This window comes from Pseudomonas phoenicis (genome assembly GCF_047302395.1).
Lineage (GTDB): Bacteria > Pseudomonadota > Gammaproteobacteria > Pseudomonadales > Pseudomonadaceae > Aquipseudomonas.
Map to the genome: position 1 here is coordinate 4,355,725 of NZ_CP154852.1, position 22,915 is coordinate 4,378,639.

The 22,915-nt window shown below is 64.6% G+C and carries 18 protein-coding genes; 9 read left to right on the forward strand and 9 right to left on the reverse strand.

Translation table 11 applies throughout. The features are described from left to right. The first annotated feature begins 214 nt into the window (after positions 1 to 214). Positions 215 to 1,765, forward strand: coding sequence for a sensor histidine kinase (locus tag AA0Z93_RS19775; RefSeq protein ID WP_413047294.1), 1,551 nt, complete (start codon positions 215 to 217; stop codon positions 1,763 to 1,765). Between the two features lie 129 nt (positions 1,766 to 1,894). Here the strand turns inward: AA0Z93_RS19775 and AA0Z93_RS19780 are convergent, their stop codons facing one another. Continuing rightward, the gene (locus AA0Z93_RS19780; protein ID WP_413047293.1) at positions 1,895 to 2,914 is read right to left on the reverse strand and encodes a LacI family DNA-binding transcriptional regulator; all 1,020 of its coding nucleotides are present in this window, start codon (positions 2,912 to 2,914) and stop codon (positions 1,895 to 1,897) included. A 210-nt stretch (positions 2,915 to 3,124) separates the two neighbouring features. Between AA0Z93_RS19780 and AA0Z93_RS19785 the strand changes: the two genes are divergently transcribed. The 3 genes from AA0Z93_RS19785 to AA0Z93_RS19795 all read left to right on the forward strand — a co-directional run bounded on the left by AA0Z93_RS19785 (position 3,125) and on the right by AA0Z93_RS19795 (position 5,593). Beyond that, positions 3,125 to 3,664 carry a gluconokinase gene (locus AA0Z93_RS19785; protein WP_413047292.1) on the forward strand — a complete coding sequence of 180 codons (540 nt, stop codon included), beginning with the start codon at positions 3,125 to 3,127 and terminating at the stop codon, positions 3,662 to 3,664. Positions 3,665 to 3,770: 106 nt separating this feature from the next. Continuing rightward, positions 3,771 to 5,123 carry a GntP family permease gene (locus tag AA0Z93_RS19790; RefSeq protein ID WP_413047291.1) on the forward strand — a complete coding sequence of 451 codons (1,353 nt, stop codon included), beginning with the start codon at positions 3,771 to 3,773 and terminating at the stop codon, positions 5,121 to 5,123. A 143-nt stretch (positions 5,124 to 5,266) separates the two neighbouring features. Beyond that, positions 5,267 to 5,593 carry a hypothetical protein gene (locus AA0Z93_RS19795; RefSeq protein ID WP_413047290.1) on the forward strand — a complete coding sequence of 109 codons (327 nt, stop codon included), beginning with the start codon at positions 5,267 to 5,269 and terminating at the stop codon, positions 5,591 to 5,593. A gap of 17 nt (positions 5,594 to 5,610) precedes the next feature. Here AA0Z93_RS19795 and xerC read toward each other — a convergent pair whose 3' ends face one another. Then, complete coding sequence (gene xerC, locus AA0Z93_RS19800; RefSeq protein WP_413047289.1) at positions 5,611 to 6,525, reverse strand: tyrosine recombinase XerC; 915 nt, start codon at positions 6,523 to 6,525, stop codon at positions 5,611 to 5,613. A 438-nt stretch (positions 6,526 to 6,963) separates the two neighbouring features. Between xerC and AA0Z93_RS19805 the strand changes: the two genes are divergently transcribed. Then, a complete protein-coding gene (locus AA0Z93_RS19805; RefSeq protein ID WP_296268260.1) occupies positions 6,964 to 7,224 on the forward strand; it encodes a DUF1652 domain-containing protein in 261 nt (86 codons plus the stop codon). A gap of 10 nt (positions 7,225 to 7,234) precedes the next feature. On the opposite strand, the gene AA0Z93_RS19810 is transcribed toward AA0Z93_RS19805, so the two are convergent. The 6 genes from AA0Z93_RS19810 to AA0Z93_RS19835 form a co-directional block, all read right to left on the reverse strand. Continuing rightward, complete coding sequence (locus AA0Z93_RS19810; protein ID WP_413047288.1) at positions 7,235 to 8,737, reverse strand: efflux transporter outer membrane subunit; 1,503 nt, start codon at positions 8,735 to 8,737, stop codon at positions 7,235 to 7,237. Next, entirely contained in the window at positions 8,734 to 11,841 is a 3,108-nt protein-coding gene (locus AA0Z93_RS19815; RefSeq protein ID WP_413047287.1) for an efflux RND transporter permease subunit, read from the reverse strand. Before AA0Z93_RS19815 ends, AA0Z93_RS19810 begins: the two co-directional genes overlap by 4 nt. Continuing rightward, positions 11,838 to 14,936, reverse strand: coding sequence for an MdtB/MuxB family multidrug efflux RND transporter permease subunit (locus AA0Z93_RS19820; protein ID WP_413047286.1), 3,099 nt, complete (start codon positions 14,934 to 14,936; stop codon positions 11,838 to 11,840). The genes AA0Z93_RS19815 and AA0Z93_RS19820 overlap by 4 nt, the downstream gene beginning before the upstream one ends. Next, entirely contained in the window at positions 14,933 to 16,189 is a 1,257-nt protein-coding gene (locus AA0Z93_RS19825; protein ID WP_413047285.1) for an MdtA/MuxA family multidrug efflux RND transporter periplasmic adaptor subunit, read from the reverse strand. The genes AA0Z93_RS19820 and AA0Z93_RS19825 overlap by 4 nt, the downstream gene beginning before the upstream one ends. Positions 16,190 to 16,398: 209 nt before the next feature. Beyond that, the gene (gene tpx, locus AA0Z93_RS19830; protein ID WP_413047284.1) at positions 16,399 to 16,899 is read right to left on the reverse strand and encodes a thiol peroxidase; all 501 of its coding nucleotides are present in this window, start codon (positions 16,897 to 16,899) and stop codon (positions 16,399 to 16,401) included. A 161-nt stretch (positions 16,900 to 17,060) separates the two neighbouring features. After that, positions 17,061 to 18,335 (reverse strand): HAAAP family serine/threonine permease, encoded by a 1,275-nt coding sequence (locus AA0Z93_RS19835; protein WP_413047283.1) that lies wholly within the window; start codon positions 18,333 to 18,335, stop codon positions 17,061 to 17,063. Between the two features lie 212 nt (positions 18,336 to 18,547). Between AA0Z93_RS19835 and alkB the strand changes: the two genes are divergently transcribed. The 3 genes from alkB (at position 18,548) to AA0Z93_RS19850 (ending at position 21,367) form a co-directional block, all read left to right on the forward strand. Next, on the forward strand, positions 18,548 to 19,222 hold the full coding sequence (gene alkB, locus AA0Z93_RS19840; RefSeq protein WP_413047282.1) for a DNA oxidative demethylase AlkB: 675 nt from the start codon (positions 18,548 to 18,550) through the stop codon (positions 19,220 to 19,222). Positions 19,223 to 19,318: 96 nt separating this feature from the next. After that, the gene (locus AA0Z93_RS19845) at positions 19,319 to 20,248 is read left to right on the forward strand and encodes a LysR family transcriptional regulator (protein WP_413047281.1); all 930 of its coding nucleotides are present in this window, start codon (positions 19,319 to 19,321) and stop codon (positions 20,246 to 20,248) included. Between the two features lie 63 nt (positions 20,249 to 20,311). Next, the gene (locus tag AA0Z93_RS19850; protein ID WP_413047280.1) at positions 20,312 to 21,367 is read left to right on the forward strand and encodes a tetratricopeptide repeat protein; all 1,056 of its coding nucleotides are present in this window, start codon (positions 20,312 to 20,314) and stop codon (positions 21,365 to 21,367) included. A gap of 60 nt (positions 21,368 to 21,427) precedes the next feature. On the opposite strand, the gene AA0Z93_RS19855 is transcribed toward AA0Z93_RS19850, so the two are convergent. Next, the gene (locus AA0Z93_RS19855) at positions 21,428 to 21,886 is read right to left on the reverse strand and encodes a nucleoside deaminase (RefSeq protein ID WP_413047279.1); all 459 of its coding nucleotides are present in this window, start codon (positions 21,884 to 21,886) and stop codon (positions 21,428 to 21,430) included. Positions 21,887 to 22,098: 212 nt separating this feature from the next. Between AA0Z93_RS19855 and AA0Z93_RS19860 the strand changes: the two genes are divergently transcribed. Next, complete coding sequence (locus AA0Z93_RS19860; protein ID WP_413047278.1) at positions 22,099 to 22,899, forward strand: CSS-motif domain-containing protein; 801 nt, start codon at positions 22,099 to 22,101, stop codon at positions 22,897 to 22,899. The last annotated feature ends 16 nt before the right edge of the window (positions 22,900 to 22,915 follow it).

Genomic DNA, 22,915 nt, shown 5'->3' on the forward strand with positions numbered 1-22,915 from the left:
CCCAGGGCGAGCATTGGCCGAGGTCGATGGAGCGAAACCAGGTCCGCTTATTTCGACGTACCCGGCCAGTTGCGTAGACGATAGCTACTCCTATCGACGCGATCCGTGTAAATTGCACCGCGTTCTAGCCCCTGACCCGACTCGCACCAAATCGCATGCGCTGCTCTGGTCGCTTGTGTACCGCCCTATCCATCTGCCAACGCTGGACACTTCAATGCCTCACCTGTCACCTGACGAAGTCATCCGCGCCGCGCTGCAGATTTCGCACAACCGCCTGCGCAAACAGCACGAACTGGTGGTGGCTTTTGCCGTAGAGTCGCTGAAAATGGGCTGCCTCGACGAGCTGCTGACCGAGGCCTGCGCCACGGCTGCTCGAGGCATGGACACGCCCTTCGCCAAGGTCCTGCAACCTTGCGCCGAGACGGCGCTGTTTCGCCTGACCCACGGTGTGGGCTGGTCGCCCGAGGATATCGGCACGGCCACCGTGGGCGCAGACGATGCCAGCCCGGCAGGCTACGCCTTCACCAACAACCGCCCGGTCATCTCCAACCACCTGGGCCAGGAGCTGAGGTTCAGGACGCCGTCGCTGTTGCGCGAGTACGGCATCGAGCGGGCGATCAACGTTCCGGTGCGCGGTACTGCGTCCACGTTCGGCGTGCTCGAGGTCGACAGCCGCGACGGTGACGACTTCATAGACAGCGACGTGGTGTTCCTCGAAGGGCTGGCCAACATCATCTCCATGGCCACCGAGCGGCTGGCCGCGCAGCTCGAACGCCACAGCCCTCACGCTTACTCGGAGACGGTGCTCAACGCCAGCCCCGACTGTGTGAAGATTCTGTCGCGCGAGGGTGAGATCGAGTTCTTCAACGAAGCCGGCTTGTGCCGAATGCAGATCGACGACATGCGCGATGTCGCCGGCAAGCACTGGGTCGAGCTGTGGCCGGACAGTGCGAAAGCGGCCATCGAACAAGCCCTGACCCAGGTCAGCCAGGGCGATTCGGTGCGATTCGAGTCGTGCTGCCCCACGGCCAAGGGCGAACCGAAGTGGTGGGACGTCACCGCCGCGCCTATCCTCGGCCGCGGCGGCCAGATCGAAAAGATCATCGCCGTTTCGCGGGACATCACCGAACGCCATGAGCAGGAGCGGCGTCTGACGGCCCTGGTCGAGGCGCAGAACACCCAACTGACCGAGCACGGTCTGCATTTGGAAGAAACCCACCATCGGGTCAAGAACAGCCTGCACCTGGTCAACACCTTGCTGTTGTTGCAAGCCAACCTGTCCACGGAAGACACCGTCAAGGCCCAACTTCGCATCGCCGCCAGCCGTGTGCAGACCATCGCTACCGTACACGAGCATCTGTGTCTGGATGTCCAGGGCGAAGATGTCAGCGCCCGCAAGTACCTGAGCGCATTGCTCACCGACATGAAAGCCGCCTTCGGTGAGCCCGCCATCGAATGGGCGGTGGAAGACTTTCTGCTGCCCGCCGAACGCGTGGCGCCGCTCGGGCTGGTGGTCTCGGAGCTGGTGACCAACGCATTGAAATACGGGCGTGGCACAACCACCGTCGAGGTCGTGCGCCAGGCGCAGGACGCCTTGATCGTAGTGTCCGACGAGGGCGACGGCTTCCCGGAGCAGTACCCCAAGCCGAGCGGGACCGGGCTTGGCATGCGAATGGTCAAGAGCTATTCGCGCTATGGCGAGGATGCCATCAGCCTGGACAACTCCACCGGGCTGAGCACGATCCGGGTTCGTTTCAAGCTCTGAGCGCACCGCCGTGTGCAGCGTTGTGCCGGACCCCTGGCTCGATGTGGCGGCGGATGCATTGCGCTTTGCCACCAAACTGCCCCGCCGCATCGACCTTGCCAGGCGTACGGCCATCGCGCCTCAACAGGTTCAGGTGCTTTCGCGCACCATCAACTCGAAGCCCAAGTCGTGTTGCGGCGTCGCCACCGGCTTGCCGTCGAGTCGCGCGAGCAGGGCCTGAGCCGCCGCGCGACCTACCGCCGCGCGCGGGGTGCGGATCGAGGTCAGGCGCGGAACCATGTGGGCCGAGGCCGGCAGGTCGTTGAAACCGACCATGGCCACCCGTTGCGGCACCGCCACACCTTCGCGCAGGGCTTGCAGGATGGCGCCTTGGGCCAGGTCGTCGTTGCAGAAGAACAGGCCATCGACGTCGCCGGCACGCGCCAGCATCTGGCTGAACAAGGCGCCGCCCAGCGCGATGGAAGAAGGTTCGGGCACCAGCAGCTCCAGCTCCGGCGCGCTCAGGCCAGCCTCCCGCAGGCCCTGACGAAAGCCTTCGGCCCGCTGCATCACCCGTGGGTCGAGTTGCGCGGCGATGAAGCCGAGCCGGCGGCGGCCACGCTCCAGCAAATGCCGTGCGGCGGCGCGTCCGGCCTCGAATTGCGAGAAGCCTACCGCAAGGTCACTGGCCTGCCCGCCCAATTCCATCATGTGCACGCAGGGTATGGCGCTTGCAGCGAGCATGTGCAAGGACGCCTCGCTGCGGTCGAAGCCGGTCAGCAACATGCCGCATGGCTGGTAGGCCAGGTAGTTGCGGATCAGGTTCTCTTCTTCGGCGCTGTCATAGTGGTAGTTGCCGATCAGCACCTCCAGGCCGCGCGGGCGCATGACGGCATGGATCGCTTCCAGGGTGTCGATGAACAGCTGATTGGACAGCGACGGAATCAGCACCACCACCGAATGGCTGCGGGCCGAGGCCAACGCCCGGGCGGCGGAATTGGCGACGTAGCCCAGGGTGGTGGCCGCCGTGCGCACCCTGTCGGCCAGCTCCGGCGCGACCGTGGCCACGCCACGCAGTGCACGGGAGGCGGTGATCGGGGAAACGCCGGAAAGCCGGGCCACTTCGGCGAGGGTGGGACGACCTGTAGTGCGCGAGCCAGAGCGAGTCATGAGATTTGTAATTTTTTACTACTTGCATGGGCTGGGAACGGTCACTAAGGTAGCGCTGTCTCACGCCCCAGGCAACGTATCCTTGCTGGCCGACATTGCCTGAGCGTCCATACTGCGTTCAGCACAAGATCAATAAAACCCGGGAAAGTCACGCGCCGCTGGCTCAGGCCAACTTCAAGACAGCGCTGTCTTGCCCCGCAGGAGGTACTGATGAACCCTTCCCTGTCTGCCCTCGTCGTCATGGGTGTGGCCGGTTGCGGCAAAAGCTGCATCGGCTCTGCCATCGTCGCCACCAGTGGCGGCCGCCTGATCGAAGGCGACGCGTTTCACCCTGCCGAGAATATCCGCAAGATGAGTGCCGGTATCGCTTTGGATGATGCCGACCGCGCCGGTTGGCTGGTGCGTCTGGGCCAAGAGCTGCAAGCGGCCATCGCCGCAGGCGAGCGCCCTGTGCTGACCTGTTCGGCGCTCAAGCGGCGCTATCGGGAAACCCTGCGCGAGGCCGTGCCGGCTCTGGGCTTCGTGTTTCTCGAACTGACGCCCTCGGAAGCGGAGAAGCGTGTGCTGGCCCGCCCCGGCCACTTCATGCCGGCCAGTCTGATCGACAGCCAGTTCGCCGCGCTGGAATCGCCCACCGGCGAGGCGCTGACCCTGACCCTCGATGCCACCCGCCCCATCGTCGCCCTGGCCGAACAGGTCGACGCCTGGCTAAAGCACCCCGGTGAGTCGGGCCTGGCCCGCACGGCCTGAAGGCTGTGCTCCCGGCTCACCGAAGACAGCGCTGTCTGAAGCAACCCTGTTTCGTTAGAAAACGCGGCCCGCAGACACAACAACGATAAAAACGAGGCTTACTCCCATGTTCGGAATGGCTACTGATACCTTCCTGCTGCTCGATGCACTGGTCACCATCGTCGGGCTGATCGTGCTGATCACCCATTTCAAGGTTCACCCCTTCGTCGCGCTGACCCTGGCCGCAGGCTTTCTCGGCCTGACCTCCGGCATGCCGGTGGCCAAAGTGATGAAATCCTTCCAGGACGGCTTTGGCGGCGTGCTGGGCTTCGTCGGCATCGTGCTGGCGCTGGGCACCATGCTCGGCAAGCTGATGGCCGACTCGGGCGGGGCCGACCAGATCGCGCAGACGCTGATCCGCGCGTTCGGCAAGCGCAACGTGCACTGGGCCATGATGTTCTCGGCCTTCCTGGTGGGCATCCCGCTGTTCTTCGAAATCGGCTTCGTGCTGCTGATCCCACTGGTGTTCATCGTCGCGCGCCGCACCGGGGTATCGTTGGTGAAAATCGGCATCCCGTTGCTGGCCGGCCTGTCGGTGGTGCATGGGCTGGTGCCGCCGCACCCGGGTCCGCTGCTGGCCATCGGCATCTTCAAGGCCGACATCGGCAAGACCATCTTCTATGGCCTGCTGGTGGCACTGCCCACTGCGGTGATCGCCGGCCCGCTGTTCGGCACCTTCATCTCGCGCTACATCCCCGGTACGCCGTCCCAAGAGCTGATGGACCAGATCGCCCGCGAATCGCAGGCCCGCGAACTGCCAAGCTTCACCGTCACCTTGGTCACGGTGCTGCTGCCGGTGGCGCTGATGCTGCTCAAGACCTTCGCCGATGTGGTGCTGCCCGCAGAGCACATCGTGCGCCAATGGCTCGACCTGATCGGCCACCCCATCACCGCTCTGCTCGCCGCCCTGCTGCTGGCCTTCTACACCTTCGGCTCGGCGCGCGGCTTCTCGCGCCAGCAGATCATGAAGATGCTCGACCAGAGCCTGGCGCCCACTGCGGCCATCGTGCTGATCGTCGGTGCGGGCGGCGGCTTCAAGCAGATGCTGGTCGATACCGGCGTGGGCAACGTGATCGGGCAGATGGCAGTGCAGGCGGAAATTTCGCCAATCCTGCTGGCCTGGCTGGTGGCGGCGGTGATTCGTGTGGCGACCGGTTCGGCAACCGTGGCGACCATCACCGGTGCCGGCATCGTGGCCCCGGTCGTGGATCTGATCCCCGGCGTCAACCGTGAATTACTGGTGCTGGCCACCGGCGCCGGCTCGCTGATCCTTTCACACGTCAACGACGCAGGCTTCTGGCTGGTCAAGCAGTACTTCAACATGACCGTGACCGAGACCCTGAAGACCTGGACGATGATGGAAACGCTGCTGTCGGTGGTCGGCATCATCTTCATCATGGCGCTGTCGACGGTCGTGTGACCGTTGATCGGGCAGGTCGCACCATCCTCCAGGGCTGATGGCCAAAAGCCCTAGAGGCCATCGCCCCGCCTGCCCGACGCGTCCACTCCCGCGTCCGGCGGGTGGGGCGGCGGCCCTCCCGATCACTGCTGGAGTGCGCCCACATGAAACGATCCCTGCTGTTAGCCGCCCTGCTCGTCTCGCCGTTGACATTCGCTGCCGCTGGCGCGGGTACGGGCACCACGTTCCCTGACGATCCGCATAACCCCGCACCGACTCCAGGTGTGGACAGCACGCTCAATCCGGTGGAAAAGCCGATGCCACGTGACACCGATCCACGTTTGCCGGGCGACGATCAGCGCCTGCCAGGCGAGGATCAGCGTACCCTGACCAATCCCGCCGATGACAAAAGCTTGCCTGGGATGGGCACCGGCGCAGGCACCGACGCCGGCGGCGCTACCATGACCCCTGGGGCCACCCAGCAGCCCTGAGTGGCACACGGCGCTGGTCAGTAGTCGAAGCGATCCACTGCCCTGCGCCGTTCGTTGTCGTCCCTGCGGTCGTAAGCGGCCGTGGTCTGGATGTTGGCGTGGTGCGCCAATTTCTGCGCAATCGACAGATCATGCTCTTCGATCACTCGTGTGATGAAGGCCCGACGAAAATCGTGGGGCATGATCTTGATACCGACCTGTGCCCCCCGCTGGCGCGCGATGTAATAGATGGCGTGTTTGGTGATGCGCGCGCGCGTGATGTGATTGCCACGGCGAATCCGGTTGAACAGAAAACCGTCGTCCGCCACCCCTACCGGCAGTTGCGCCCGCCGCAGCTCGAGCCAGGCCTGCAACTTCTCGAACGCCCAGGGCGGCGCATATTTGAGCAACTGACGGTTGCCCTTGCCGCGCACGCGCAAGCTGCGCTCCTTGAAGTCCACCTGATCGAGATCGATATCCACCGACTCGGACTTGCGCATGCCCGTACCGTAGAGCAAGGCGATGATCGCCGCGTCGCGTACGCCTTGTGGCCGCGGGTCGGCGGCGCAGATCTCCATCAGTTCGCGAATCAGGCTGCGGCGCAGGTTACGCCCCGGTGGCAGGCGCGTGCCGTTGTCCGGTTTGACCTCGCGGATGCGCAGCAGGTGCTCGTGGTCTATCACACCCTGGCGCCAGGCCTCGTTCATCACACCGCGTATGGCGTTGACGTAGAGCGAAGAGGAGTTGGGCGCGTAGCCATCGGCGCGCAGCGCTGCCACCAGACCGATGATGTGCCCCGGTTCCAGACGCTGCCAGGGCACCTCGGTGATGTCCTGGTCTTCGAAGCCGAGCCGGTCTGCAGCGTCTTGCAGCACATAGCGCATGGTCTGCTGGCTGGACGGTGCCAGGCGGGTCAGGTATTGCAGCAGAGGGTTTTGCAGAAAGTCAGACAAAGCGCGAATCCTGTTGCGGGGCGCAGGCGGCGTGAGGCCGTCGTGAGCGCAGGTGATTCAGCCGGCGCGTCCGGTTCGCGGCAGGCAAGCCAGGCCACCGCATGCAGGGTGTGGCGCGGCCGGCGATACAGCGGAGCATGGTAACCCATTCGTCGCACACCTTCGAACCCGACGCCAAACCCGTCCGGATAAGGCACCAGCGCGATCAGCCGACCGTTGGTCCGATGAAAGCTGGCGCACCAACATTTGTAAATTCCCTTCTCACCGCTCTAACTCGCCGTCGCCAGCCATCGACCGAGGTGTGACCGAACGCGCACCGTCATCAAATAATCACCAATCGGGCGGAACCTTCTTCGACATGACTGCTAAGGTAATGATTCCCACAAGGGCGCGCCCAAAGATGCCCCATCACCGGTTCACCTGAATACGGAGGCTGGCATGAACAAGATGACGTTTCCCAACGCTTGCCAAATGATGCGCTGGCATTTCCACCCGCTGGGCTTCGAGGCCAGCATGGATGCGCCGAACAGCATGATCGTGCGTTTGTTCGACCGCGCCAGTGGCGAAACCCTCATGGCCATCGCTGGCATCCCCTGCGCGGCGATCATGGCCCCGGCCGACGTCGAATGGATCATCGAATCGGTCGAGGCGGAAATGGACGCTTTCGTCCCCTACTGCACCCTGCGCAACGCCAGCTGAGGCCGTCCGCTCAGCGCGGCGTCAGCGCCCGGGCATCCGTAGCGGCCTGCTGCTCGTCCCACCCGCCGCCCAGGGCGGCGATCAATTGCACGCTGGCGACCAGCCGGCCTTGCAGCAACGACAGCGCGCTGCGCTCGTTGCTCAGCGCCGTGGCCTGGACGTTGACCACGTCGAGGTAGCCGATCAGCCCGGCACGGTACTGGTTCTGCGTCAGGCGCAAGGATTCCCGCGCAGCTTCGACGGCTTCCTGGCGCACCACCGACTCATCGCCATACACGCGCAACTGCACCAGGTAGTTTTCCACCTCGCGGAAGCTGTCGAGCACGGTCTGCCGGTATTGCGCGGCGGTCTGGTCGTACACCGCCACGGTGCGGTCGACCTCGGCGCTGCGCTGCCCGGCATCGAACAAGGTCATGGCCAACGATGGCCCGACCGACCAGAACCGGTTGGGCAGTTCGATCCAGTTGCGGAAGCTGCTACTGGAGTAACCGCCGTTCATGCTCAGGCTCAGGTCCGGAAAATACGCGGCGCGCGCCACGCCGATACTGGCGTTGGCAGCCATGACCCGACGCTCGGCGGCAGCGACGTCAGGGCGGCGTTCGAGCAGTTGCGAAGGCAATTGCAGAGGGATCGCCGGCAACTGCGGTATCGACGTGCTGACCGGCAAGGAGAAGTCCGCTGGCGCCCTGCCCATCAGCACGGCGATGGCGTTTTCGTACTGGGCGCGCTGCCAGGCCAGGTCGATCAAATCGGCCTCGGTGCTCTTGAGCTGGGTACGGGCCTGGGCCACGGCATCGGGGCCGGAAATACCGGCGCGGTACTGGTTCTCGGTCAGACGCAGCGAGCGCTGATAGGCCGCCACCGTGGCTTCGAGCAGGCGCTTCTGTTCGTCGATGACGCGCAGTTGCAGGTAGTTCTGCACCAGCTCCGATTGCAGGCTCAGGCGGATCGACGCCAGGTCGGCGATGCTGGCCTCGGCGCTGGCCTCATTGGCATTGAGCGTTTCGCGCAGCTTGCCCCACAGGTCGATCTCCCAATTCACGCCCAATTGCGCGTTATAGGTGTCGCGGATGCCGCTGCTGTTGTTCGACAGCCCCGAGTTGCTGCTACCCGCCCCTTGCGCGGCGCGGGTCTTGCCCACGCTCAGATCGAGGCTGGGGAACAGCGCGCCACGGCTGCTGCGCACCAGGGCGGTGGCCTGGCGGTATTGCGCGGCATATTGAGCCACGGTCTGGTTGTTGGCGTTGAGCGCCTCGACCAGGGCATCGAGCTGAGGGTCGTCGTACAGCCGCCACCAGGCGCCACGCGCCACAGCATCGGCAGGCTTGGCCTGGGTCCAGCCCGCGGCATGCTTGAACTGCGTCGGCGCCGCCAGCGCAGGCCGCTCGTAGTCGGGGCTCAGGCTACAGGCACTGAGCAGCGCCAGGCACAGTCCGGCGCCGAGCACACGCGAACCACGGCCGTTGCTCAACCGCTGCAGGGCACGGTGAAGGGAAGTCTGGGCGAAAGTCATAGCGGGGTATCCAGGGCAGCGTCGGTGCGCACGCCGCGCCAACGGTTGAAGCGATGGCGCAGGCGGTCGAGGTACAGGTAGACCACCGGGGTGGTGTATAGCGTAAGAATCTGGCTGATGAACAGGCCGCCGAGAATGGTCAGGCCCAGAGGCTGGCGCATTTCCGCGCCTTCGGCCGCGCTCAGCAGCAACGGCAAGGCGCCGAGCATGGCCGCCAGAGTGGTCATCAGGATCGGCCGCAGACGCAGCAGGCAGGCCTGACGGATCGAGGCTTCCGGGCCCAGGCCATCGTTGCGTTCGAATTGCAGCGCCAAGTCGATCATCAGGATGGCGTTCTTCTTCACCACGCCGATCAGCAGGAACAGCCCGAGCATGGAGATCAGGCTGAACTCGCCGCCGGTCAGGTACAACGCCAGCAAGGCGCCGACCCCGGCAGAAGGCAGTGTGGAAAGGATGGTCAGGGGGTGGATGTAGCTTTCATAGAGCACCCCTAGCACCAGGTACACCAACACCAGCGCACCGAGAATCATGAATGGCTGGCCCTTCTGCGTTTCGGCAAAGGCATCGCCGGTGCCGCCCAACTTGGCGATCACGCTTTCCGGCAGGCCCACGCGAGCGACCGCACGCTCCACGGCGGCCAGCGCTTGATCGGGGCTGTAGCCTTCGGCGATGTCGAAGGCGATGTCGTCGGAGGCGAACTGGTCTTCGTGGCTGACACGGTCGCTGGCCAGGGTGTTTTCGTAGCGGGCGATGGTCGACAGCGGCACCCGCGCGCCGTCTGCGGTGATCACGTAGACCTGTTGCAGGGTGCTCGGGTCCCAGGCATAGCGGGGGTTGATCTCCAGCACCACCTGGTACTGGTTGAGGCTGTCGTAGATGGTCGATATCTGTCGCTGGCTATAGGCGTTGTTCAGCACCGTGGTGACCATCGACATGTCGATGCCCAGGCGCTTGGCCTGGTCGCGGTCGACCACCAGCGTCACCTGTTGGGTGCCGGCGCCGTCGTTGGCGTCGATGGCGGTCAGCTCGGGTAACGCACGCAGCGCCGCAGTGACCTTCGGGTACCACTCGCGCAAAGCCACCAGATCGCCGCTTTGCAAGGTGTAGAGGTATTGCGAAGAACTCTGGTCGCGGCCACCGCCGCCCAGCTGCAGGTCTTGGTCGGCCATCAGGAACAGGCGCCCGCCCGGCACCTTGGGCAGTTCGCGGCGCAGCCGCTCGATGACCTTCTGCGCATCGATCTTGCGCTCGGCGATGGGCTTGAGGCGCACCAGCACCATGGCGTTGTTGGTGCCGCTGTTGCCGCCGATGAAACCGGCCACGCTCTGCACGGCAGGGTCGGCCAGCAAGGCGCGGCGATAGGTTTCCATCTTCGGCTGCATGACCGTGAACGACAGGCCGTCGTCGCCACGGATGAAGCCGATCAGTTGCCCGGTGTCCTGCTGCGGCATCAGCGTCTTGGGCACGATCACGTACAGCGCGACGTTGAGCACAATGGTCGCCAGCAGGCTGAGCAGGGTCAGCCGTCGGTGGCGCAGGGCCCAGCCCAAGCTGCGGTCGTAGGCGGCGACCATACGTACATGCTGGCGGTCGCTCCAACGTTGCAGGCCATTGCGCTCGGCCTGGTGCGGTTTGAGCCAGCGTGCGCAGAGCATCGGCGTCAACGTCAGGGAGACCAGCAGCGAGACCAGGATCGCCGCCGCCAGGGTCACGGAAAACTCCATGAACAGGCCCCGCACGATACCGCCCATGAACAGGATCGAGACGAATACCGCCACCAACGACACGTTCATCGACAGCAACGTGAAGCCCACTTCCTTTGCCCCAAGATAAGCGGCTTGCAAGGGTTTCTCGCCATTCTCGATGTGCCGCGAGATGTTCTCCAGCACGACGATGGCATCGTCCACCACCAGGCCCGTGGCGAGGATCAGCGCCATCAGCGACAGGTTGTTCAACGAGAAACCGCACAGGTACATCACCGCGAAGGTGCCCACCAGCGACACCGGCACCGCCAGGCTCGGAATCAGCGAGGCGCGCAGGTTGCCGAGGAACAGATAGACCACCAGGATCACCAGGCCGACTGCGATCAACAAGGTGTGCTCGGCTTCGGCCAAGGTCGCCTTGATCACCGGCGAGCGGTCCATGGCGAGGTTCAGCTGCACACTGGCCGGCAGCAGCGATTGCAACGCCGGCAGTTGCTGCTTGATCTGCTCGACGGTCTCGATGATGTTGGCGCCGGTCTGGCGGTTGACCACCAGCAGCACGGCGGCCTGGTCGTTGAAGAAACCGCTGTTGTAGCGGTTCTCCACGCCGTCGCTGACCGTGGCCACATCCGACAGCCGCAGAATGGCGCCATCGGTCTGGCGGATCACCAGCGACTCGTAGTCCTTGGCCTTTTCCAGCTGGTCGTTGGCGCGCACCTGCCAGTTGCGCTCGGCGTCTTCGACGAAGCCCATGGGCCGGCGTTGGTTGGCATCGGCTACGGCGGTGCGCACATCGTCCAGGGCCAGGCCGTATTGATTGAGCAACTGCGGTTCGAGGGTGATGCGCACGGCCGGCAGCGAGCTGCCGCCGATCTGCACCTCCCCTACTCCACTGACCTGGGCCAGGCTCTGCGACAGGATGGTGTCGGCCAGATCGTACAACTGGCCTTTCTGCAACACGTCCGAGGTCAGCGACAGCACCATGATCGGCGCTTGCGACGGGTTGATCTTCTTGTAGGTGGGCATGCTGCGCATGCCGCTGGGCAACAGGTTGCGCGCGGCATTGATGGCCGCCTGTACCTCGCGGGCCGCCGCGTCGATGTCGCGGCCCTGGTCGAAGCCGATGATCACCCGCGTCGAGCCCTGGTTGGAGTTACTGGTCAAGGTGCTGACCCCGGCGATGCTGCCGAGCTTGCGCTCCAGCGGCGTAGCCACGGTCGCCGCCATGACCTCAGGGCTCGCGCCCGGGAGGTTGGCCTGCACCACGATCACCGGGAAATCCAGTTGCGGCAGCGGCGAGACCGGCAGCAGGCCGAAACTGACACCGCCCAGCAACATGATCGCCAGGCTCAGCAGCAAGGTCGCCACCGGCCGCCGGATGAAGGGTGCCGAGAGGTTCATGCCTCGGCCTTCCGCGCATCGGCCTGTGGCCGCCAGCGCCGCGCCAAGCGGTCGAAGTACAGATAGATGACGGGCGTGGTGAACAGCGTCAGCACCTGGCTCACCAGCAGGCCACCGACCATCACCAGCCCCAGCGGCTGGCGCAGCTCGGCACCGGAGCCGGTGGCGAGCATCAGCGGCACCGCGCCGAACAGCGCGGCCAGGGTGGTCATCAGGATCGGCCGGAAGCGCAGCAGCGCCGCCTGGTAGATCGCGTCACGCGGGGCCATGCCCTGGTTGCGCTCGGCCTCCAGGGCGAAGTCGATCATCATGATGGCGTTCTTCTTGACGATGCCGATCAGCAGGATGATGCCGATGATGGCGATCATCCCTAAGTCGTTGCCGCTGAGCAGCAAGGCCAGCAAGGCGCCGACCGCGGCCGACGGCAGGGTCGAGAGGATGGTCACGGGGTGCACGTAGCTCTCGTACAGCACCCCCAGCACGATGTACATGGTCACCACGGCAGCGAGGATCAGCAGCAAGGTGCTCGACAGCGAGGCCTGGAAAGCTTCGGCCGCGCCCTGGAAGCGGGTCTGCACGCCGATCGGCAGGCCGATGTCCTGCTCCACCTGTTCGATCACCTTCACCGCTTCGCCCAGCGACACGCCTTCGGCCAGGTTGAACGACATCATCACCGCCGGGAACTGGCCGATATGGGAAATCGCCAGCGCCGCCTGGCGCTGCTCTACCGTGGCCAGGGCCGACAGGCGCACCTGGCCACCGTCGGCGGACTTGACGTGGATCGACTCCAGCGCGCTGATGCCGGCGCTGCTGGCGTTCTGCGATTGCAGCACCACGCGGTACTGGCTGGCCTGGGTATAGATGGTGGAAATCTGCCGCTGGCCGAAGGCGTCGTACAGCGCGCTGGTGATCTGCGCAGCGGTGATGCCCAGGCGGCTGGCCTTGTCGCGGTCGATGGTCAGGTAGACCTGCAAGCCTTGGTCCTGCAGGTCGCTGGCCACATCGGTCAGCTCGCTGCGCTGCTGCAAGGCCCGCACCAGTCGTCCGCTCCATTGCGACAGCAGATCGGCATCGGGCGACGACAGGCTGAACTGGTACTGGGTACGGCTGACCCGGTCTTCGATGGACAGGTCCTGCACCGGTTGCATGTACAGGCGGATGCCCACCAGTTTGTCCAGCTGCGGCTGCAAGCGCTCGATCACCGCGCCCGCGTCATCGTCGCGCTGGCCATGGGGTTTGAGGTTGATCAACATGCGCCCGCTGTTGAGGGTCGCGTTGTCGCCATCCACGCCGATGTAGGACGACAGGCTCTGCACTGCAGGGTCTTGCAGGATGATGTGGCTCAGCGCCTGTTGACGCTCGCTCATGGCGGCGAACGAAGTGGCCTGGGGCGCCTCGGAAATGCCTTGGATGACCCCGGTGTCCTGCACCGGGAAGAAGCCCTTGGGCACGATCAGGTACAGCACCACGGTGAGCGCCAGGCTGGCGACGGCGACCAGCAGCGTCAGCGGCTGATGCCTGAGCACCCAGGTCAGCGCGCTGGAATAGTGCTTGATCAGCCAGTCGATCCACGCCCCGCTGGCGCGGTAGAAGCGCCCCTGCTCGTGCTCCTTGGGCTCGGCCTTGAGCAGGCGTGCGCACATCATCGGTGTCAGGGTCAGCGACACTACCAGGGAAATCAGGATCGCCACCGCGAGTGTGATGGCGAACTCGCGGAACAGGCGCCCCACGACGTCGGCCATGAACAGCAGCGGGATCAGCACGGCGATCAGCGACAGGGTCAGCGACACCAGGGTGAAGCCGATCTGTCGCGCGCCCTTGAGCGCGGCCTGCAACGGCGTCTCGCCCTCTTCGATGTGGCGGGCGATGTTTTCCAGCATGACGATGGCGTCATCGACCACGAAGCCCGTGGCGATGGTCAGCGCCATGAGGGTCAGATTGTTGATCGAGAAGCCGGCGAGGTACATCACGCCGAAGGTGCCGATCAACGACAGCGGCACGGCGATCGACGGAATCAAGGTGGCGCTGACCCGACGCAGGAACACGAAGGTGACCATCACCACCAGCACGATGGCCAGCAGCAGTTCGTGCTGCACATCGGTCACGGCCGCGCGGATGGTCTGGGTGCGGTCGGTGAGCACGCTGACGTCGAGGCCGGCGGGCAGGTTGTCGGTGATCGACGGCAGCATCTGCTTGATCCGGTCCACCACTTCGATGACGTTGGCCCCCGGTTGGCGCTGGATGTTGAGCAGCACTGCCTGGTTCTCGTTGGCCCAGGCCGCCAGCCGTTCGTTCTCGGCACCGTCGACGATCTCGGCGACGTCCTTGAGGCGCAATGGCGCGCCTTCGTTGTAGGTGAGGATGAGGTTGGCGTAGTCCTCGGGCGAGCGCAGCTGGTCGTTGGCGTCGAGCATCGACACCCGCGTCGGGCCATCGAAGTTGCCCTTGGGCTGGTTGACGTTGGAGGCACCGATCAGGGTGCGCACGTCTTCGAGGTTGAGCCCGGCGGCGGCCAGGGCCTCGACGTTGACTTTGATGCGCACCGCCTGGCGCTGGCCGCCGGCGATGCTGACCATGCCGACGCCGCTGATCTGCGCGATTTTCTGCGCGACGCGGGTATCGACCAGGTCGTTGAGTTTGGGCAGCGGCAATACTTTGGAGGAAATCGACAGGGTCAGCACCGGGGTGTCGGCCGGGTTGACCTTGTTGTACACCGGTGGCGCCGGCAGGTCGCTGGGCAACAGGTTGCTGGCGGCGTTGATGGCGGCCTGCACCTGCTGCTCGGCCACGTCCATGTTGACGTCCAGGCTGAAACGCAGGGTCAGCACCGAGGCGCCGCCCGAGCTGGTCGAAGCCATCTGGGTCAGGCCGGGCATCTGCCCGAACTGACGCTCCAGGGGCGCGGTGACCGCACTGGTCATCACCTGAGGGCTGGCACCGGGATAGAGGGTCATCACGCGGATGGTCGGATAATCGACCTGGGGCAAGGCAGACACCGGCAGCAGCGTGTAGGCGATCAGGCCGGCGAGCACGATCGCCAGCATGCTCAGCGTGGTGGCGACCGGCCGCAGGATGAACAGGCGCGAGAGGTTCATGCACCCGCCTTGGCAGGCGCGCTCGGCTCGGCGGTGCCGCCTTTGTCCTGGCCTTGCAGGTGCTGGCCGGGGGTGACGGGGACCTCGGCGCTGTCCTGCACCACCTCGACCAGGCTGCCTTCACGCAGGCGGTCGGTGCCTTCGAGTACCAGGCGATCGCCTGCGGTCAGGCCTTCGAGTATCACGCTGCGCTCACCGTCGCTGGCACCGACCTTGAGCTTGCGCACGTTGACCTTGTTCTCGGCGTTGACCACGTAGGCGAAGGTGCCGTCGTTGCCGAACTGGATCGCGGCAGCGGGCGCCATGACCACCTGCTTGAGGGTGTCGGCCAGCACTCGCACGTTGAGGAACTGATTGGGGAACAGCGCTTGGTCGCGGTTTTCGAAACGCGCCTTGAACTTCAGGGTGCCGGTGGTGGTGTCGATCTGGTTGTCGGGGCTCGCCAACACGCCGACGGCCTGCTGTTTGCTGTCGGTGCGGTCCCAGGCTTCGACCGGCAGGCGGGCACCGCTGCGGTAGCGCTCGAGCACGGTGGACAGTTCGGTCTCCGGCAGGGTGAAGGCGATGTCGATCGGTTGGGTCTGGGTGATCACCGCCAGGGCCGTAGTGTCATTGGCGGCGACCAGGTTGCCCAGGTCCAGCTGACGCAGACCCACACGGCCATTGATCGGCGCGCGGATCTGGGTGAATTCCAGGTTCAGGCGCGCGTCGCTGACAGCGGCCTGGTTGGTCTTGACCAGCCCCTGGAACTGCGCAACCTGCGCCTCGGCGGTGTCGAGGGTCTGCTTGGCGATGCTGTCTTCGGCATACAGGCCTTTATAGCGGGCGACATCGACTTGAGCGTTCTTCAACTGCGCCTGGTTCTGTGCCAGGGTGCCTTCGGCCTGCTGCAAGGCGATGCGGTAACTGCGCGGATCGATCTCGGCGAGCAGATCGCCGGCCTTCACTTGCTGGCCTTCCTCGAAGTGGATCTTCACCAGCTCGCCGGAGACGCGGCTGCGCACATTCACCGTATTGGTGGCGGTGACCGTACCCAGTGCCTTGTAGTAGAGCGGGAAGTCGCCCACCTGGGCCGGCTCGACGCGCACCGGCACGGCCTCGCCCGAGCCGCCAAAGCCTGGCCTGCCACCTTGTTTGGCCGCCGTTTCCTTCGAGGCCCCGGGCCACAGCCACCAGGCCAACGCAGCCAGTAGCAGCACAATCAACAGGCCGATCAGCCAGCGGCGAGGAGAGCGAGAGACGGAAGCTTGCATGGGTTGAACAGACCTTGTTCGCAAAACGGCGGGAGAAAGGAGGTGAACGATAATCATCTGACGGGTTTTAGCAAAGCGCCTTTACCCCGGCTTTACCCAGGGCTGATGTCAGCGGCGCCGCGCACTGTAAATGAAAACGGCCTGGAGCGCTGTCCAGGCCGTTCTTACACCAGCGCTACGAGCCGGCCGCGCAGGCCGGCGGGCGGGGCTTACTTCAAGACCGCCAATGCGGCGTCGTAGTTCGGCTCGTCACCGACTTCGCCGACCAGTTCGCTGTGCAGCACGCGGTCGTTTTCATCCAGTACCACTACGGCACGGGCGGCCAGGCCTTTGAGTGGGCCGTCGGCGATGGCTACGCCGTAGTCCTGGAGGAACTCGACGCCGCGCAGGGTCGACAGGTTCTGGACGTTGTCCAGGCCTTCGGCACCGCAGAAGCGGTCTTGGGCGAACGGCAGGTCGGCCGAGATGCACAGCACCACGGTGTTGCCGAGCTCGTTGGCCTGGGCGTTGAACTTGCGAACCGAGGTGGCGCAGGTCGGCGTGTCGACGCTGGGGAAGATGTTCAGCACTTTGCGCTTGCCGGCGAAGTCGTTCAGCGATTTGTCGGCCAGGCCTTTGCCGACCAGGGAGAAGGCAGGCGCTTGCGCACCGACCTGTGGCAGTTGGCCAGTGACCTGGACCGGGTTGCCTTTGAGCGTGACTTGAGCCATGGAATGCATTCCTCGATGACGGTTGTGGAAAGCCACCGAGTTAACCACGAAGCGCCGGACGTGCCTACGATGGCAAGCGAATTAATGCCCATGCGCCGCTCGCCACGAACAAAAAAGCCCGGGCCGCCAAGCGCGCCCGGGCTGGATCGATCGACCGGCAATCAGCTCAGCAAGCCATACACCACCGAGGTCAGCGCCACCAGGCCGACCAGGGTCACGAACACGTTGGACATCGCCCCGCTGTACTTGCGCATCGACGGGACGCGGCGGATGGCGTACATCGGCATGAGGAACAGCAGCACGGCGATGATCGGTCCGCCGAACGACTCGATCATGCCCAGGATGCTCGGGTTCAAGGTGGCGACGACCCAGCACACCACCAGCATCAGCGCAGCCACCACGCGGTCGAGGGTCTTGGCGCTGGAGCGCACGCCGGTTTTATTGAGCATGCCCTTGAGACCTTCGCTGGCCCCGATGTAGTGGCCCAAAAACGACTTGGCGATGGCCACGAAGGCGATCATCGGCGCGACGAAGCCGATGATCGGGTTGCCCAGGTGGTTGGCCAAGTACGACAGGATCGACAGGTTCTGCGCTTTCGCCTCGGCCAACTGCGCGGTGTCGAGGGTCAGCACGCAACTGAAGACGAAGAACAGCACCATGGCCACCATCAACAGGTGGGCGCGCATCAGGATCTGACCGCTACGCGCATCGGCATGCTCGCCGTAGCGACGTTTCTGGTCCACGGCGAAGGCGGAGATGATCGGCGAATGGTTGAAGGAGAAGACCATCACCGGAATCGCCAACCACAGGGTATGCAGGAAGGCCGAACCTGTCGGCACATGGTGCGCGGTTTCGAGAATGCCACCGGTCCAGTGCGGAATCAGGTACAGGCCCAGCAGCGCCAATGCGACGATGAAGGGGTAGACCAGCAGGCTCATGACCTTGACCGTAGCCGCTTCGCCGCAGCGCACGATGGCCAGCAGACCGAGAATCAGACCGAACGCCAACAGCGCGCGCGGGGGCGCTTCGAGGTGCAGTTGATGCTCCATGAAGCTGGTCACGGTATTGGTCAGCGCCACGCTGTAGATCAGCAGGATCGGGAATATGGCGAAGAAGTACAGCACGGTGATCACTGCGCCGGCCGTGAGGCCGAAATGCTCTTCGACCACGTCGGTGATGTCGCCGCCACGACCCGACAGCACGAAGCGGGTCAGACCGCGGTGGGCGAAGTAGGTCATCGGCAGTGCCAGCAGGGCCAGCACCAGGAGCGGCCAGAAGCCGCCCAGGCCTGCGTTTATCGGCAGGAACAGCGTGCCGGCGCCGATGGCGGTGCCGAACAGGCCGAGCATCCAGGTGGTGTCGTGACGTGACCAGCTGGCCAGGGCTGTCGGGGTCGATTGGTATTGTTGTTCAACGCTTGGGGCCTGCTCATTCATTCCGGGTGCAACTCCACTCGCAAGACTGCAACAGGCTGAGCGCGGCGAAACCCGCGGGTTTTGCCAGCTCAACCGAAAAGAGGGGCGCGATTGTGCACGTAATGGCGGCGCTTGCGAAGCCCTGCCCGAGCAGTGGTTGCACCAAGCGCTACCAGGGTGCCAGCATCAGGTGGCACACGTGGGCGTTGGTCTGTGCGCAGGCCAGGGTTAGAATGATCCTCTGTTCACCCGCGCGTACGGCCATCATGCAGTCCGATCTCGACCTGTTCGGTCGCCAGCCCCAGCGCCTGGCCACTCACACTGTGCTGCTGCCCGGCTTCGTGTTGCCGCGCCTCGAGGCGCTGCTCGATGCGCTGCGTCCGGTACTGCGCGCCGCACCCTTTCGGCACATGGAAACGCCTGGCGGACAGGCCATCGCGGTGGCCCTGAGCAACTGCGGCGACCTGGGCTGGGTCAGCGACCGGCAAGGCTATCGCTACACCACGCACGATCCACTCAGCGGCGCACCTTGGCCCGCCCTCCCCGCACTGCTCGCGCAACTGGCCCATGAGGCCGCGGCCGCCGCCGGCTTCGACGGATTCCACGCCGACACCTGCCTGATCAACCACTACCTGCCAGGCACGCGCCTGTCGCTGCATCAGGATCGCAACGAGCGCGACTTCAGCCACCCCATCGTCTCGATATCGCTGGGCCTGCCGGCGGTGTTCCTGCTGGGCGGCCAGCAACGCGGCGATGCCACGCAAAAAGTGCCGCTCGGCCACGGTGATGTGTTGGTCTGGGGCGGTGACGACCGTTTGCGTTTCCATGGAGTGCAGCCGATCAAGCCGGGCGAGCACCCACGCATGGGCAGCCGGCGCATCAATCTGACCTTGCGGCGCGCCACCTGAGGGCGGCGCACCGCAGATGCCCCGCTAACACCTCGAGCATCAGCCGGATTATGCTAGGCCGGCATCTTTGCTCCTGACACTATGTGAGTGCCGAATATGAAGATCGATGACATGGATGCTTTCGTGGCCGTCATCCGTTGCCAGTCCACCAATCTCGCAGCGCAGGCTCTGCAGCTGACCCAGCCGGCGATCACGCGCCGGGTGCAGCATTTCGAAGACGATCTGGGCGCCATTCTGCTGGACCGCAACACCAAGCCGCTCAAGCCCACGCCCATGGGGCTGCGCGTATACGAACAGTGCAAGGCGATCCTGCGCGAGATCGATGCGTTGCACGAACTGGTGGCCAACGATGGCGCCCCTTCTGGCAGCCTGCGCCTGGGGGTGCCGCAAACCCTCGGCGATGTAGTGTTGCTGGCTGCCCTCGGCGCGCTGCGCGAGCGCTACCCGACACTGCGCACGCAAGTCAGCAGCGGATGGGGCAGCAGCTTGCTGGCCCGGATGGAAAACGGCGAGCTGGACGCGGCCGCAGCGCTGTTCCCACCCGGTAAGATCTTCCCCGAAGGCATCGTCGGGCGCTCTATGCTGCGCCTACCCTTGCAAGTGGTTGCGGCCAGGGGCAGCGTGGCGCGTCGTGCGTGCAAGCTCAAGGATTGCTACGGCCAAGGCTGGGTGCTCAATCCAGACGGCTGCGGCTTTCGCGCTGGCCTGCAGCGCGCCCTGAGCGAACAGGGGCTGAACCTTGCGATCAACCTGGAGACCTTCGGCACCGATCTGCAATTAGGCCTTGTAGCCAATGGCCAAGGGTTGGGACTCGTGCCGGAGCCGCTGTTGCGCAGCAGTGTGCACCGCGAGCGTTTGGAAGTGCTGAGCGTCAGCGACTTCAAGCCACAGGTGGACCTCTGGCTGCTGCATCCACGTTACCTGGGCAACCTCATGGAACCGGTGGCGCTCTTCGGCGAGGTAGCTGCCGCCCGCTTGCAAGGCCGTACCCAGACAGTGCCCGACGCAGACGCTGCCAAGGCCTGAGCCGTTGCAATTGCCCGGCGTCTGTCCCAAGCTCTGACCCTTGCTTTTGCCAAGGACCAGACGATGCCTAGACGCAACCGCCTCCTGACCGCCGCGCTCCTGGCGGCCGTTGGCGTGGGGACGCTCAGCTACCTCTGGCGCGAGCCGATGCCGACACCGAGCGCTGCGCCGCCGGCCAGTTATGCCAAAGCCCTGAGGCTGGCGCACGACGGTCAGCCGGGGGCCGCCCGCCTGCTCTACCAACAGCTGCAACGCCACGACCTGTCGCCCATGCGCCGCGCTGCGCTATACGAAGAACTGCCCAATTACCCTTCTTCCATCGCGCTGAAGCTGGCCAAGCAGGATCTGACCCATGACGACCCACTGGTGCGTCGGGCTGCGGTCATGGGCATCAAGCGCCTGCTGCCGCCAGCGCAACGCAGCATGGCGATCGGGCCTTTGCTCGATGACGACGACCTCAGCGTGCGGCATGCCGTTGTCGATGCGTTGCTGGGCCTGTCACCTGATGCGGTGGGCTTGTATTTCACTCCTTTGCAGGAGGCGCTCGAAGCCTACCAGCAAGTGCTCGAAGGCCAGCCCGACGATGCCGACGCGCAACTGCACCTCGCCCGGCTATACCTGCACGAGCAGGCCTATACGCAGGCCGCCGCCGCCCTACGCCGTTGTTTGACGCTGGACCCGCAAAGCACCGATGCCCTGGCGACCCAGGTGCGTTTGCTGGAGCGTCAAGGCGAGCACGACGCCTCGCGCCAGGTGTTGGCCAAGGCCCTGCTGGAAAATCCGGACTCGGCATTCCTCCAGCACGAGTTGGGCTCGTGGCTGTTGCGCCACGCGCAAACCGAGTACGCCTTGTTGGCCTTTTCCAAAGCCGTAGAACTGGAGCCTGACAATGCCGACTACCGCTATACCTTGGCGACCACGCTGCACAGGCTGGATCAGGTCGATGCAGCGCAGACCCAATTACAGACCCTTCTGGACCAGCACCCGAACGACCGCCGGGCGAGGCTGCTGCTGATTGCCTATTGGAAGGAAACCGGCCAGTTGCAGAACGTACAGGTGCTGTCAGCCGAGCTGGAACGGCAGAATGCCGACGACCCTGCCTTGCAGCAGGGGCTTTGAGCAGGCGGGCAGGTGCCCGCTCTTCGATACCGCGATAGATGTCTGGGCAAGGCCGTGGTGTCAACGGCCGATGTCTTCGTTCCAGATGCTGGGGTATTGCTCAATGAAGCCCTTCATCAGTTGCTGACACTCCTCGTCGCCGACCACATGCACATCGACCCCGCGGCTGCGTAGCAGATCCTCTTCGCCCATGAACGTCCGATTCTCGCCCACCACGACCCGGCCAATGCCATACAACAGAATGGCCCCGCTGCACATGGGGCAGGGTGAGAGCGTGGTGTAAAGCGTCGATTCACGGTAAACGGCAGCGCTCAGGCGGCCCGCATTTTCCAGCGCGTCCATCTCGCCATGCAGAATGGCGCTGCCCTGCTGGATACGGCGGTTATGCCCGCGACCGATGATTTTGCCGTCGTGCACCAGTACAGAACCAATGGGGATGCCGCCTTCGTCGAAGCCTTTGCGCGCCTGGTCTAAAGCCGCTTGCAGGTAGGATTCGTGCGGGTTGTGGGCAAGGGCCATGATGACTCCGGGAGGTGGGTAGGTGCCAAGGCTAGCACACGGCTTGGCGTTGGCCGACCAGGGCTGCGACAAGCCCTACAAGACAGGTCTAAACAGCGCCTCGTTTGCAGGACTTTACCCACCTAGACCTGATGAGCTTTTCCCCTACTCTGCGCTGATTCCCTCGCGCAACCGTTGCGCGTGTACGTCTGCCGCTTGAGGATTTTTACCTGATGACCGCACCTCGCCAGCCTCTGCATACGCTTCGCAGTCTTTTGCTGATCATAGGGATCTGCCTGATCCCCATTTTGTGCGGCACCCTGGTGATCGTCCAGCAAATCGACCGTGCCCTGGACGTCTCTGCCCGAGCCGCAGGGCAACGCGCGCTGTATGTGGTGGACCGGGTGTTCGACGCGGTACGCCAGACCAGCAACATGGCCATGCACGGCTCCCTCCAGCATTGCTCGGGGACGAGCCCGCAGTTGGCCACCCAGGTGCAGTCCAACCCGATGCTGCAAGCCCTGAGCCTGCAATACGACAAGGGCAACATCTGCGCCTCCAGCCGGGTATATCTGCCCACGGCGACGACGTTCGAGCGCCTGGGCGATCAGCACATCACTTTGAACACGCCTGCCCCCGAGGATGCGCTGGACAGCCTGTTGACGTTCTCTTGGCATGCCCAAGACCATACGCTGCTGGCCACCGTGAAGGGTCGGCAGTTGCACAGTCAGCTTTCGCAGTTCACCAACGGAGAAATTCTGCAATTGGATTTCGTGGACCACTCGATCTGGATCACTGAGCACGGCTTCGAACCGAGCAATGCCAAGCTGATCCTCAACCGTGCCAGCAAGCTGTCGACGCAGTACGACTACAGCGTGCACGTGGGGTACGGCCCTGGCACTTTCCGGCGCATGTTCTGGCGCTATGCGCTCGATGCCCTGCCATGGATGATGGTGGTCGGATTGGTGACGGGCATCGGCGCCCACCTGCTCAGGACGCGCAATAAACGCAATACGATGCAGGTGCCGTCTTGACGGCCCCTGCATCGCT

What these genes read in the sequence shown, in the direction of transcription:
- AA0Z93_RS19775 (WP_413047294.1), top strand. Translation starts at nt 215, where the DNA reads ATGCCTCACCTGTCACCTGACGAAGTCATCCGCGCCGCGCTGCAGATT.
- AA0Z93_RS19780 (WP_413047293.1), bottom strand. Translation starts at nt 2,914, where the DNA reads ATGACTCGCTCTGGCTCGCGCACTACAGGTCGTCCCACCCTCGCCGAA.
- AA0Z93_RS19785 (WP_413047292.1), top strand. Translation starts at nt 3,125, where the DNA reads ATGAACCCTTCCCTGTCTGCCCTCGTCGTCATGGGTGTGGCCGGTTGC.
- AA0Z93_RS19790 (WP_413047291.1), top strand. Translation starts at nt 3,771, where the DNA reads ATGTTCGGAATGGCTACTGATACCTTCCTGCTGCTCGATGCACTGGTC.
- AA0Z93_RS19795 (WP_413047290.1), top strand. Translation starts at nt 5,267, where the DNA reads ATGAAACGATCCCTGCTGTTAGCCGCCCTGCTCGTCTCGCCGTTGACA.
- AA0Z93_RS19805 (WP_296268260.1), top strand. Translation starts at nt 6,964, where the DNA reads ATGAACAAGATGACGTTTCCCAACGCTTGCCAAATGATGCGCTGGCAT.
- AA0Z93_RS19810 (WP_413047288.1), bottom strand. Translation starts at nt 8,737, where the DNA reads ATGACTTTCGCCCAGACTTCCCTTCACCGTGCCCTGCAGCGGTTGAGC.
- AA0Z93_RS19815 (WP_413047287.1), bottom strand. Translation starts at nt 11,841, where the DNA reads ATGAACCTCTCGGCACCCTTCATCCGGCGGCCGGTGGCGACCTTGCTG.
- AA0Z93_RS19820 (WP_413047286.1), bottom strand. Translation starts at nt 14,936, where the DNA reads ATGAACCTCTCGCGCCTGTTCATCCTGCGGCCGGTCGCCACCACGCTG.
- AA0Z93_RS19825 (WP_413047285.1), bottom strand. Translation starts at nt 16,189, where the DNA reads ATGCAAGCTTCCGTCTCTCGCTCTCCTCGCCGCTGGCTGATCGGCCTG.
- tpx (WP_413047284.1), bottom strand. Translation starts at nt 16,899, where the DNA reads ATGGCTCAAGTCACGCTCAAAGGCAACCCGGTCCAGGTCACTGGCCAA.
- AA0Z93_RS19835 (WP_413047283.1), bottom strand. Translation starts at nt 18,335, where the DNA reads ATGAATGAGCAGGCCCCAAGCGTTGAACAACAATACCAATCGACCCCG.
- alkB (WP_413047282.1), top strand. Translation starts at nt 18,548, where the DNA reads ATGATCCTCTGTTCACCCGCGCGTACGGCCATCATGCAGTCCGATCTC.
- AA0Z93_RS19845 (WP_413047281.1), top strand. Translation starts at nt 19,319, where the DNA reads ATGAAGATCGATGACATGGATGCTTTCGTGGCCGTCATCCGTTGCCAG.
- AA0Z93_RS19850 (WP_413047280.1), top strand. Translation starts at nt 20,312, where the DNA reads ATGCCTAGACGCAACCGCCTCCTGACCGCCGCGCTCCTGGCGGCCGTT.
- AA0Z93_RS19855 (WP_413047279.1), bottom strand. Translation starts at nt 21,886, where the DNA reads ATGGCCCTTGCCCACAACCCGCACGAATCCTACCTGCAAGCGGCTTTA.
- AA0Z93_RS19860 (WP_413047278.1), top strand. Translation starts at nt 22,099, where the DNA reads ATGACCGCACCTCGCCAGCCTCTGCATACGCTTCGCAGTCTTTTGCTG.